The 12112-nt window shown below is 63.0% G+C and carries 13 protein-coding genes; 8 read left to right on the top strand and 5 right to left on the bottom strand.

Annotated elements, in window-relative coordinates; translation table 11 throughout:
• Nucleotides 1-6 precede the first annotated feature (6 nt).
• Nucleotides 7-1446, bottom strand: a complete 1440-nt coding sequence (locus tag HX817_RS04850; protein WP_177039882.1) for an amidase — start codon at nt 1444-1446, stop codon at nt 7-9.
• Between the two features lie 101 nt (nt 1447-1547).
• Here HX817_RS04850 and HX817_RS04845 point away from each other — a divergent pair, with 101 nt between their 5' ends.
• Both HX817_RS04845 and HX817_RS04840 read left to right on the top strand, forming a co-directional pair.
• A complete protein-coding gene (locus HX817_RS04845; RefSeq protein WP_177008604.1) occupies nt 1548-2114 on the top strand; it encodes a TetR/AcrR family transcriptional regulator in 567 nt (188 codons plus the stop codon).
• 16 nt (nt 2115-2130) lie between these two features.
• A complete protein-coding gene (locus HX817_RS04840) occupies nt 2131-2556 on the top strand; it encodes an N-acetyltransferase (RefSeq protein ID WP_008435362.1) in 426 nt (141 codons plus the stop codon).
• A 3-nt stretch (nt 2557-2559) separates the two neighbouring features.
• Here HX817_RS04840 and HX817_RS04835 read toward each other — a convergent pair whose 3' ends face one another.
• Complete coding sequence (locus HX817_RS04835) at nt 2560-3075, bottom strand: GNAT family N-acetyltransferase (RefSeq protein WP_256344240.1); 516 nt, start codon at nt 3073-3075, stop codon at nt 2560-2562.
• A gap of 132 nt (nt 3076-3207) precedes the next feature.
• Between HX817_RS04835 and HX817_RS04830 the strand changes: the two genes are divergently transcribed.
• Nucleotides 3208-3888: a class I SAM-dependent methyltransferase gene (locus HX817_RS04830; RefSeq protein ID WP_177039881.1), complete on the top strand. Its 681-nt coding sequence runs from the start codon at nt 3208-3210 to the stop codon at nt 3886-3888.
• A gap of 14 nt (nt 3889-3902) precedes the next feature.
• On the opposite strand, the gene HX817_RS04825 is transcribed toward HX817_RS04830, so the two are convergent.
• Nucleotides 3903-5108: a YgcG family protein gene (locus HX817_RS04825; RefSeq protein WP_003210175.1), complete on the bottom strand. Its 1206-nt coding sequence runs from the start codon at nt 5106-5108 to the stop codon at nt 3903-3905.
• A 127-nt stretch (nt 5109-5235) separates the two neighbouring features.
• Between HX817_RS04825 and HX817_RS04820 the strand changes: the two genes are divergently transcribed.
• Complete coding sequence (locus tag HX817_RS04820) at nt 5236-6054, top strand: alpha/beta fold hydrolase (RefSeq protein ID WP_177039880.1); 819 nt, start codon at nt 5236-5238, stop codon at nt 6052-6054.
• Nucleotides 6041-7216 carry a PAS domain-containing sensor histidine kinase gene (locus HX817_RS04815; protein ID WP_177035438.1) on the top strand — a complete coding sequence of 392 codons (1176 nt, stop codon included), beginning with the start codon at nt 6041-6043 and terminating at the stop codon, nt 7214-7216. The genes HX817_RS04820 and HX817_RS04815 overlap by 14 nt, the downstream gene beginning before the upstream one ends.
• Here the strand turns inward: HX817_RS04815 and dapF are convergent.
• Complete coding sequence (gene dapF, locus HX817_RS04810) at nt 7185-8018, bottom strand: diaminopimelate epimerase (protein WP_177039879.1); 834 nt, start codon at nt 8016-8018, stop codon at nt 7185-7187. The genes HX817_RS04815 and dapF overlap by 32 nt on opposite strands.
• A 130-nt stretch (nt 8019-8148) precedes the next feature.
• Here dapF and HX817_RS04805 point away from each other — a divergent pair, with 130 nt between their 5' ends.
• Complete coding sequence (locus HX817_RS04805) at nt 8149-9207, top strand: alginate lyase family protein (protein ID WP_177039878.1); 1059 nt, start codon at nt 8149-8151, stop codon at nt 9205-9207.
• A gap of 45 nt (nt 9208-9252) precedes the next feature.
• A complete protein-coding gene (locus tag HX817_RS04800) occupies nt 9253-9753 on the top strand; it encodes an AAA family ATPase (RefSeq protein WP_177039877.1) in 501 nt (166 codons plus the stop codon).
• Here HX817_RS04800 and HX817_RS04795 read toward each other — a convergent pair.
• Nucleotides 9750-11312: a murein L,D-transpeptidase gene (locus HX817_RS04795; protein ID WP_177039876.1), complete on the bottom strand. Its 1563-nt coding sequence runs from the start codon at nt 11310-11312 to the stop codon at nt 9750-9752. The two genes, HX817_RS04800 and HX817_RS04795, sit on opposite strands and share 4 nt — an antisense overlap.
• A gap of 37 nt (nt 11313-11349) precedes the next feature.
• Between HX817_RS04795 and HX817_RS04790 the strand changes: the two genes are divergently transcribed.
• Nucleotides 11350-12063 carry a murein L,D-transpeptidase catalytic domain family protein gene (locus tag HX817_RS04790; protein WP_023658766.1) on the top strand — a complete coding sequence of 238 codons (714 nt, stop codon included), beginning with the start codon at nt 11350-11352 and terminating at the stop codon, nt 12061-12063.
• Nucleotides 12064-12112 lie beyond the last annotated feature (49 nt).

Raw genomic sequence — 12112 nt, 5'->3', positions numbered from 1 at the left:
CTTGGGTTACAGGTTTCCCCCGGCCCACACGTGCGGGCGACGTGCAGCCCAAGGCGTTGCCCGTTCCAGTTGCGTCGCCAGGCCAAGCAACATGCCCTCCTGACCAAACGCGCCCATGAACTGCATGCCGATCGGCAGCCCGCTCCGGGAATCATGACCCAGCGGCACCGACATCGCCGGCGCGCCAATGACGTTGGCCAGCGCGGTAAACGGCGAATGCGCAAACACTCGATTCATCCACCCTCGCCCGTCCAGTTGCGCCTGGCCCTGGTTGTAGTCGCCGATCATCGGCGCCAGCCCGGGCAGTGTGGGCGACAGCAGCACGTCATATCGCTGGAACAGGTCACCCATGTGGCGCGCGACGATGTTGCGTTCCCACAGGGCCCCCAACAGGTCTATCGCTTGCAGTGACTTGCCCAGGCGATACAACGCCAGTGTCGCCGGTTCCAGGTATTCAGCACTGATCGAACGACCCGTCGCGTCGGCAACTGCATCTATCCAGGCTGCCGTATTCGACGACCAGAAGCGCGCATTGAGTTCGACAAACGCCTCCCAACTGACGCCAATGTCCGGCTGGATTTCTTCAACCTGATGACCCAGTGCTTCCAGTTGTTTGGCGGTATTGAACAGCGCCTGTTCCACCGCCGGATGCAGCTTTTGCCCGCTTAAAGGCAGACTCTGGAGGGCAATGCGCAACGAACCGGGCGCCCGTTGGGCAAGCGCCGAAAAGCTGCTTTCCGGCGGTGCTATGTGAAACGGATCTCCAGGCGCGCCGCCATGGATCGCGTCGAGCATGCCAGCGCTGTCGCGTACCGAACGGGTCAATACCCCGTGCACTGCCAAACCACTCCAGACTTCGTCGACGTCCGGCCCCATGGGCACGCGACCACGGCTCGGCTTGAGCCCGAACAGGCCGCACATGGACGCGGGTACGCGGATTGAGCCGCCGCCATCGGTCGCATGCGCCACCGGTACCAACCCCGCCGCCACCGCCGCTGCCGAGCCGCCGCTGGAACCACCGGCGCTGCGCTGCACGTCCCACGGGTTGCGGGTGGGGCCTGAAAAGCGGCTTTCGGTGGTGGTGCTGGCGGCGAATTCGGGGGTGGTGGTGCGGCCCAACGGCATGAGGCCGGCGCGGCGCAGGCGGGTCATCAGTTCCGAGTCGGCATCGGCGGTGCAGCCCTGCGCGAGCGCGCTGCCGAGTTCATTGCGGCGGCCTGCGGCGCTGACGCCCAGGTCTTTGAGCAGCAGCGGCACGCCATGGAACGGGCCTTGGGCCGCAACCGGTTCATCGTCCCAGGCTTCCACCAAGGCGTTGATCTGCGGGTTGACGGCTAAGATGGCTTGCAGGGCGACCGCGCGCACCTCGTCGACACTGACAGCGTGGGTGTGGATCAGGCGTGCCAGGCCGGTAGCATCCTGATCGGCATATTCAGACAGGTACATGAAACCCTCCAAACGGGTATGATGAATACTCTTCGGTATCGTACGATACCGAAAAGTATCATGCGATACTCCATGGTATCGCTGTCAAGTGGAGAATGTGCATGCGTGCGCAACGGACACCTCAACTGCCGCCCCGCGAGCGGATCGTCGATGCGGCGCAAACGCTGTTTGTCGAACAGGGCATCACCCGTGTCAGCGTGGATGCCATTGCGGCACTGGCCGCCTCGACCAAGATGACCGTGTACCGGCATTTCGAGAATAAGGATGCGCTGGTGCTGGAGTGGCTGGAGCGCCTGACGGAAAGCTACAGCGATGTGCTGGATGGCCTGGCGCAGCAACACCCCGACTCCCCCAGGGAACAGCTGCTGGGCTTGGCGGGTTTTATCGTCGACGACCTGGAACGGGCGGGCTATCGCGGTTGCCCGTTTACCAACACCCTCGCGGAAATTCCGGAGGCCGATCACCCTGCGCGAGCGCTGATCCAGGCGCATAAAAAACGCCAGTTTGAGCGGGTGAAGCTGCTGTGCACGCAGCTCAAGGCGAGCAAGCCCGGGGAGCTGGCTGAAGAGCTGACGTTGTTGATGGAAGGTGCCCAGGTGGTTGCGCAAAACAAAGGCGTGGATCAGGTGGGTGAACGGCTGATGCGGATGGTGCGGGAACGGCTTTGACAGGGAGCAGAACCTGATGAAACAGCATTTGATTGAGATAGGTGACCAACCAGACGCCGAAGCCGAGCAGCTTCTCGGCAAGGGACTCGCCGCCTTCAACGAACACATCACCGGCTCCAATGACCGACGTCCGTTGACGGTGCTGATCAAGGATCCCGACACCGGTGAAACCCTCGGCGGCATCACCGGCAAAACCAGCCTCGGGATGGCGTTCCTCGACCTGTTCCATTTGCCCGATGCGCTGCGTGGTTCAGGCCTGGGTACATCGCTGCTGAAGGCGTTCGAAGACGAAGCCCGTCACCGAGGGTGCCGCTCGGCGGTGCTGTACACCATCAGTTTCCAGGCCCCGGAATTTTACGAGAAGAATGGCTGGGTACGTTTTGGTGAAATACCATGCGACCCGCAAGGCAGCAGCCGGGTTTTCCTCAGCAAAACGCTCTGACGGCTAGACGCCAAGCCTTTTGCCAAACAACCGATTTTCATGGGTTTCATTCTGGAACGTATACGTAGGCGCCCCCAATAGCTCATAACCACGACGCGGATAAAAACCCAGCGCCCGCTCGTTGCCGACCCACACCGTCGCCCACAACAAAGAAGCGCCACCCTGCCCTGCGCGCTGTTCAGCCGCTTGCAGCAAACGGTAGCCGAGTCCGAGCCCGGTAAACCGTTCCTGGATGTAGAGCCGCTGCAACTCCGCCGCCTTCGGGGTTGAGATCAGCGCATGGCCGGTGTCCATCGCCACTTGGGCAAACCCCACCAGATGCCCATTGGCTTCAGCGACGATGATGGCCGTGCCCGGCTGGGCGATCAGCGCGGAAATCGTCTGGGGCGAAAACGCTTGCAGCGCCTCGGCGGCGATTGAGTCGCGAATGCCTTCGGTGGCGTAAGTATCGAGAAAAACCTGCATGCCCAGCACACCAACGCATAACGCGTCTTCAGGCCGTGCATCGCGGATAAGCATGTCGGGAAGCATTCGAGGGGTACTCTCAAAATCAGCAAAGGCAACGTTTTAACACAACTGCACATCTCTTCAATTGCCAGCCTGAATTTGCCCCAGTAGGGTTGTCGCTTCCCCCGCCAACAGGAGCCAGCAATGACCTGGTTTTCAGATCCCGACGCTGTCGCCCGCTACGCCGAAGGCCCGGTGAGGCTGGTGCCGGGTTTCGAGTCCTTGCAGCGCATGAGCACGCTGCTGCTGCGCGAAAGCGTCCCAGCCACCGGCAAGGTATTGGTACTCGGTGCAGGCGGCGGCCTGGAGTTGAAGAAGTTTGCCGACAGCCAGCCCGAGTGGCAGTTTGTGGGGGTGGACCCGTCTGCCGAGATGCTGAAGCTGGCCGAGGCCACCTTGGGTCCGCTGATGGCCCGGGTGCAGTTGCATGAAGGCTATATCGATACCGCGCCCGAGGGGCCGTTCGATGCCGCCACGTCCTTGCTGACCTTGCACTTCATCCCGGCCGAAGAGCGTCTGCAAACCCTGAAAGAGCTGTGGCGGCGCTTGTCGCCGGGCGCGCCTTTGATTGCGGCGCATCACAGCTTCCCCCAATCCTCGCCAGAGAAAAAAGCGCGCTGGCTGAAGCGTTATGCGGCCTATGCGGTGGATTCCGGCGTACCGGCTGAAGATGCGCAGCGGGCGATTGCCGCCATCAGCAGCCACTTGCCGGTGTTGTCACCCAACGACGATGAAGCGCTGCTACGGGAGGCAGGCTTCGAAGGTGTGGAACTGTTCTACGCGGGCTTCAGCTTCAAGGGCTGGATTGCCTACAAGCCCGCCTAGCTTCCGGGGGAGGCTTACCAACTCCCCGACGCCCCACCCCCACCACTGGAACCACCACCACCCGATGAGCTGCTGCTGGAACTGGAACTCGAACCGGAGGAGCTGGAGCCCCCACCAGACCCCGACCCCGACCCGCCGCTGATACCGTGGGCAAAGATGAACAGCGCCGCGAACGAAGCGAAGGGAAACGCCAGCAGCCATCCCGTGGCGCCCTTGTCAATCAATGCCCCCACGATCCCGTACACCACCAGCACCGCCACCAGCCGCGCGATAAAGCCACCCTGGCTCTCTTTCCACATGCTCTTCATCACCAGGAACAGGCCCAGATACAGGCCCAGGACCAGCAACCCTGCGAATGGATAAGCCAGCCAGTGAATAAGGGATATCTCGCGCACGAAGTTATCGGTCAGCAGCACGCCGGCGATGTAGCCCAACAGCACCAGCACGGTGTAAAACGCCGCCCTCGCCTGCCACAACGCGCCGAAAGTAGCGCCACCGATCAGCATGCACAGGGGCAGCAACAGCAAATAGACCGGCCAGTCCTTGCCGCCCGCAACCGCGACCAGCACCACGGTGACAACGACCACCGCCATCAGGGCCCGGCGCCAAGGGAGTTTTTCGGCGCCCATCAATACCCCGACCACCCCGCCAAACATAAATGCCAGGAGTACCGCATACGCTTCAGGCGGAAAACCGGCCTTGGCCACCTCGGGCAAATTGCCCCCCTCCACCAACAGCGTCAGGTCGTCCACCGCTTGCTGCACGCCGCCTGCGTAATCGCCTTGGCGAAACGCCGGGGTGATGTGTTCCTCGATGATGCGGTGGGCCAGCAGGTCGGTGACCACGCCTTCCAGGCCGTAACCGACTTCGATCCGAACCTTGCGATCGTCTTTCGCCACCAGCAGCAGGATGCCGTCGTTGACGTCCTTGCGCCCCAGTTTCCAGGCACGGAACAGTTGGTTGGCGAAGTCCTCGATGCCAACGCCCTGGGTGCTCGGCAGCAGCATCACCGTCACCTGTGCGCCCTTGCGTTGTTCCAGACTGGCGAGTTGCGTGGTCATACGCGATTGAGTGGCAGCGTCGAGGGTTTGGGTCAGGTCGATCACGCGCTGATCCAGCGCAACCGTGACCGGCGCCGGGGGAACGGTATCGGCCCACACTTGCGAGCCGGAAACGATCAGCAGCAAGCCCAAGACACATTGCCGTAGGAACACCATCATGTTTTGTTACCTGAAGTTTCATCCTGAATCGGCCGACTTTACCCTATCGACGCTATAAACAGGTGACCCGACGCCACCGACTATCTAGACTTACGCCACCCCCACACACGCCCTACACGAGAACGCCATGGACCTTCAGCAGCGCAACAACGTCAGGGTGTATGGCAGCGGTCCCTCGACCCTGGTTTTCTCCCATGGCTTCGGGTGTGATCAAACCATGTGGAATTATCTGTTTCCTCATTTCACCGGGCGTTTCCGTGTGGTGCTGTATGACCTGGTGGGGGCTGGCCAATCCGACCTGGGCGCGTACGACAGCGAAAAATACAGCTCACTCGCCGGCTACGCCCATGACTTGGGCGAGATTGTTGATGAATACGCCGTGGGCCCGGTGGTGCTGGTGGGGCACTCCGTCAGCGCGATGATCGGCGCCCTGGCCGATCGCCAGGCGCCCGGAACAATCGCCGCCCATGTGATGATCGGTCCTTCGCCGTGCTATATCGATTCCGGTGACTACACGGGCGGGTTCACCCTCGACGATATCCATTCGTTGCTCGATACCCTCGACAGCAATTACCTCGGCTGGTCCAGCACCATGGCCCCGGTAATCATGGGCGCACCCGGGCAACCTGCCCTCGGCGAAGAACTGACCAACAGTTTCTGCCGCACCGAGCCCGACATCGCCAAGCGCTTCGCACGGGTAACCTTCCTGTCGGACAACCGCCAGGACATCGCAGGCCTGATGACCCCCACCCTGATTCTGCAATCCACCGACGACTTGATCGCACCGGTCTGCGTGGGTGAATACCTGCACGCGGCGTTGCCCGCCAGCACGTATTGCCTGGTCGATAACGTGGGGCATTGCCCGCACATGAGTGCACCCGGGGCCTGCTCAGTGGCCATGGACAGTTTCCTGTTGCCATGGGTGGGTGCCGATGCCAGCCGATAACCTGTCGTTGCCGGACTCTCAACGTTTGTTCGACGGTGCGCCCTGCGCCTTGGTCGTCACCCGGGAAGACGGCACCATCGTGCAGGCCAACCAGTGCTTCAGCGACTGGACCGGCTTCAGCGTCGAGGAGTTGAAGGAACGACGGTTCCAGGACCTGCTGACGATGGGCGGGCGGATCTTCCATCAGACGCACCTGGCGCCGCTGATGAAAATGCAAGGCTCCATCGCCGAAGTGAAACTCGACCTGCTGCACCGTGACCGGCGCACCGTCACGGTATTGCTCAACGGCGTCAGGCACGAACATGCCGGTATTGCCTACAACGAACTGGCCCTTTTCGGCACCACCGACCGCGACAAGTACGAGCGCGAACTGCTCAACGCCCGCAAACTGGCTGAAGCCTTGCTGCAGGAAAAGACCGCCGCTGAAGTCGCGCTGCATCAGGCCCAGGCCGAACTGAGCAGCGCCTATGAAATCGCCCAGCGCCGGGCGCTGTTTGCCGAGCAGATGGTCGCGATTGTCAGCCATGACCTGAAGAACCCGCTTACCGCGATCAAGATGGCCTCGGAGTTCCTCGCCCGTGGCGAGCGCAGCCCCAAGGAGCGCCAACTCCTGGGGCATATCGGCCTGTCCACCGAACGGGCGCAGCGGATGATCGCCGACTTGCTGGACTTCACCCAGGCCAGAGTCGGCCAGGGCATCAGCATCAATCCCGTAGCACTCGACCTGCACGCCGTCACCCGTGACAGTCTCGACGAGTTGCAAGTGGCGTTCCCCACGGCGACCCTCGAACATCACGCCACGGGCAGCGCCCGCACGTTCCTGGATGCCGACCGCATACAACAAATCATCGGCAACCTGGTGGCCAACAGCGTGGCGTACGGCGACCTGCAACAGCCGATTACCATCACCTCGCACCAGGACGCGCAAGAGAGCCGGCTCTCGGTGCATAACCAGGGGCCGGCGATTCCCGAAGCGTTGATGGCTGGCTTGTTTGAACCCATGACCCGAGGCACGGAGCAGGACAGTGAGGTGCGTAGCGTTGGCCTGGGGCTGTTTATCGTGCGGGAAATTGCCAAGGCCCATGATGGAGGTGTTTCGGTGAGTTCAAGCCCGGACCGGGGCACTACCTTCAGTGTGCACTTTCCATTGCGCCACCCATGAGCGCGGCCGCCACAGTGCCGTGAACAACGGTTTGGACTGACCCCGTCAACACCACGCCGCCACGCCCATCCCAATGCACCGTCACGGTACCGCCATCGCATTGCACGTCGACGGTGTCATCCAGCAGCCCACGACGAATTCCGTTGACCACCGCGCCACAACAGCACGAACCCGAGCCTTGCGGGACACCGCCGCCCCGTTCCCAGATGCGCAGGCGGATATGACCCCGGTCGAGTACCTGCACGAAATGCACATTGGTCTTGTTGGGGAACAACGGGTGGGTTTCCAGCGACGGGCCAACCGCTGCAATATCGACCGTCGCCAGGTCATCGACAAAGAACGTGCAGTGCGGGTTGCCCATGCCGCACGCCGCCGGGTCGCCCTCCAGCGGCAAGCGTTCGGTGTCCATCGCTTGCGCCAGCGGAATAGCTTCCCAGCCCAATGACGGCGGCCCCATGTCCACCGACACCCGCTGCGCCGATTCGCGCACGCAGGTCAGCAGCCCCCGGTTGGTTCGCAGCACGAGGGTGGCAGTGCCGGCTTCGCGCATCAGCATGTCTGCAACCCCGCGGGTGGCGCTGCCGCAGGTGTCGAGCGGGGTGCCGTTGGGGTTCCAGAATTTGATACGGGCGGCCGCGTCAGTGCAGTCGAGCACCACGGCCAATTGATTGAAGCCGATGCCGCGATGACGGTCACCCAGGCGGCGGGCGATTTCAGCGGTGATCGGGTCATCCTGGCCGCGCCGGTCGATCACGATGAAATCATCACCGTGGGCGTGCATCTTCACGAACTGCAAAGTCATGGTGCGTCCTGTTCTCGACCGGGCTTGGCGGGCTAGGATAGAGGGCTGGCGGGTATTTCATCAAATTCCCATCACGGGCATGGTAGCGTGGCTGCGCCCCGACCCGGTCAATCCAACACCGAGAAACTGCATGCTACAACGCTCTCTGAAAACCGTGGCCCTGGCCGCGCTGCTCGCCGCGTTCGCCAACGCCGCCTTTGCCGCGCCCCAGGTCCTGAGTGCCTGCCAGCCCGCCACCTCGAATCCGACCTCCAAATCGCTGCTGGCTGCCGCCCAGCGCCACCTCGGCGACCAGCCCGACGCCCTGCCCCATCTGCACACCGAAGGTACCCTGCCGAACCACGGCATCCGCGAGCAAAGCATCGCCGCCGAGAAGGATTGGCCAGTCATGCGCCAAGCGGCCCTGGCCTGGCGCCTGAGCAGTGACACGCGCTACCTCAAGCAAGTGGATGACTACCTGAGCGCGTGGGCCAGCACCTACCAGCCGGACTTCAACCCGATCGACGAAACCAACCTCGACATGCTGATCAGCGCCTACGCCCTCACCGCCAGCGACCTTCGCCCCCAGACCCGCGACGCCACCCGCGCGCTGCTGACCCACCTGGGCAATGGCTATATCGAGCGCATCAAGCAGTTCCACGGAGAAAAGAAAGCCACCAACACCAATAACTGGCAGAGCCACCGCGTAAAACTGGTCACGGTGGCCGCCGCCGCACTGGGCGACCGCGAGATGCTCGAACAGGCCTTCCAGCTGTTCCGGCAACAGATCAACGACAACGTACTGCCCGACGGCTCGGTGAGCGACTTCCAGGACCGTGACGCCCTGCACTATGTGGTCTACGACCTGGAGCCGCTGGTGCAGGCCGCGCTGGCGGCCAAGCCCTACGGCATTGGCGGCAACTGGCTGGACGTCACCGCGCCCCACGGTGGCTCGCTGAGCGAAGCACTGGACTGGCTGGCGCCGTATGCCAAAGGCCAGCGCAGCCACGAAGAGTTCGTGCATACCCACGTGCAGTTCGACCGGGACCGGGCCCGCGTAGGTGAGCCTGGCTACAGCGGCGAATGGAACCCGAAAAGCAGCAACACGCTGTACTGGCTGGCGGCGCAGTTGGACGCCCGGTATCTGCCAGTGGCCGAACAACTCGCGCCCAAGCCTTCGGACTGGATCAGCGCCTGTTATTTGAAGTGAGTCGCCCGGTAGACTGAGCCGACTCACCCCTTCGAAGGATCGACCATGCTTATTGTGTTCAGCGGCCTGCCCGGCACCGGGAAGACCACAATTGCCAAGGCCCTTGCCGGCCAATCCGGCGCCGTGTATCTGCGCATCGACACCATCGAGCAGGCCATCCGCGATGCAGGGGTACTGGAGCAAGGTGTGGGCAGCAGCGGTTACCAGGTGGCCAATGCGCTGGCGTTGAGCAACCTGTTGCTGGGCCGCACGGTTGTCGTCGATTGCGTTAACCCGGTGGCTGAAAGTCGTCAGGCGTGGCGCGACACCGCGCTAAGCGCCGATACGCCGCTGGTGAATATCCAGGTGGTGTGCTCCGACCCACACGAACACCAACGTCGCGTGGAATCACGCACCAGCGATATTCCGGGGCTCACGCCGCCCACCTGGCAGTCCGTCCTGGCCCATGAATATGAGCCATGGGCCGAGTCGCCATTGACCGTCGATACGGCGCGCTTGTCTCCCCATGAGGCGCTGACGATGATCAACGCTCAGCTAAGCGCCTAGAGCGCACTCTCCATCGCTTTCATCAACACCGGGTCGCGCCCGTAAATGTCCGGCGCGTAGAGCAACGCGCCCTTGCCATCGACCTGCACCGTCCAATACCCCAGCAGCACCGGTACCGGCGTCGCGAGCCGGAACTCGTGGGTGGTTTCCGTCGCCAGCAATTCTTCGGTGCGGATCTTCTCCGCCGGGCTCACCAGCAAGTCGCGCAACAGCAGCGGCTGCTCAACCCTCACACATCCCGAACTGAAGGCCCGCGGGCCCTTGGAGAACAGCGGCTGGCTCGGCGTGTCGTGCAGGTACACCGAATACGGGTTGGGAAAGCGCAACACGATCCGGCCCAGCGGGTTGCGCGGGCCGGCGCCCTGGCGCAGCAGGATGTTGCCGGGGTGCGCCCAGTCGACCTGTTCCGGTGCCAGCGGGTTGCCCTGGCTGTCGAGCACTTGCAGGTTCTGCTGGCGCAGGTATTCGGGGTTCAGGCGGATCGCCGGCAGCTTGTCCTCGCGCATGATGGTGGGCGGGATAGTCCAGGTGGGGTTCAGGGTCAGCCGGGTGATGCGCGACTTCAGCAGCGGCGTCTGGCGGTCGGCGCGGCCGACTTGCAGGCGGGTTTGCCACACGGGCACGCCGCCCTGGTAGAAGCTCAGTTGCGCCGCTGCCACGTTCACCAGCACGCCCTCGGGTTCCAGGTCCCGGGACAGCCAGCGAAACCGTTCAAGGTTGATGCGCAATTGTTCGCGGCGAATCGCCGGGCTGATGTTCAGCTCGGTGACCGTGCCGGGGCCGATCACGCCGTCGGCTTGCAGGGAATGGCTTTGCTGGAAGGTCTTGACCGCGTTGACCAACTCGCCACGGTATTGCGTCCCCGCGGAGGTGGCGCTCAGGTAGCCGCCATTGACCATTCGCCGCGCCAGTTGCGGCACCCGCGAATCGTCCATGCCGGGGCGCAACAACGGGCCGCTGGCCACGGCTTCCCAATGCTGCAACGGTTGCTGGCGCAAGGCGGCGTAGGCACTGCGCAGGCCAAGGTATAGCGGCGCGCTCGGGCGGGCCTGGTCGAAGGCTTGGGCGACGTTCTGCATGCCGGCCTCGGCCATGGCCAGCAATTGAGTGTCGGGGTCCGGGGCCGGTTGCGAATGCCAGACGGGCTCGAAGCGCGACTGCTGCAAGCGGCCGAAATGCAGGTCCTGCAGGGCTTGCAGGTACTGCTGGCTGGTACCGATATCGATGCACAGCACGTTCCCCGTGGCATCCGCCGGGGGCAGTCTATAGTGAGTCGGGTCCAGGCCATCGTCGGCCAGCAACTGCAGTTGGGCTAGCAATGCGGCGCGGCGATCCCCCTCGGACCACAGCACCACGTCGCCCTGCTGCTGATAAAACGCCTGCAAACGCGCCAGGGAAGGCGCATCGACCTGCCCGGCCGGGCCTGGGCAAACGGTCGACAATTGCGAGAGCGCCAATTGCACCGGGGCCGGCGACACCACCAACAGGTCTTCGGCTGTCGCGACCAGCGGTGCAACGAGCAGGCAAATGCTCAAGTAACATGCGTGTTTTTTGAACAATCGCTTAGCTCCCATCCACGGCGGAGATGCTTTATACATGCTGACCTTTTGCTGCCGACTCGGCCTGATCATCTCGACCTTTGCCTCGCTGAGCACCGTTGCGCTCGCAGACACGGGTAAACCTCTTACTCTGTATAGCAGCCTCGCCCACGCCGCTCCAGAACTCAACCCCGATGTACTGAAAAGAGCCTTGAGCGCCATGCAATGCGCGGTGGGCAATGGCATCGAACAGTCCGACCGGCTGGCGGTGATCGACTATTCCCAACCTTCGACCGCTCGTCGCCTATGGATCTTCGACCTGCGCAAGAAGACATTAGTGCTGCGGGATTTGGTGGCCCACGGACAAAAATCCGGGGAAAACTTCGCCACCCAGTTCTCCAACCGTGAAGGCAGTTACCAGTCCAGCATTGGCTTGTTCCGCACCCAGGAGAGCTACGAAGGCGCCCACGGCTACTCGCTGCGCATGGACGGCCTGGAGCCGGGTTTCAATGACCGTGCACGGGACCGCGCCATCGTGATCCATGCCGCCGACTATGTAAGCCCGTTGTGGAGCAAGCGCGAAGGCCGTATCGGCCGCAGCCAGGGCTGCCCCGCCGTACGCCCGCAGGTAGCGCGCCAAGTGGTGGACAAACTCAAGGACGGCCAGTTCATGTTTTCCTGGTACCCCGACCAGCGCTGGCTGAAGTCCTCGGCTTACCTCAACTGCAAGCCGCGCCAGATGGCGAGTGCCGGTACTGTCAAAGGCGGTTGATGCTCTCGCTGTTGCCGTGCACCATGCGGCTCACGCCACCAGGAACTCC

The sequence above is a fragment of the Pseudomonas sp. C6002 genome (assembly GCF_013385805.1).
GTDB lineage: Bacteria > Pseudomonadota > Gammaproteobacteria > Pseudomonadales > Pseudomonadaceae > Aquipseudomonas.
Note: the sequence above shows the minus strand (reverse complement) of the source record. Positions and strands in the feature narration are given on the sequence as shown.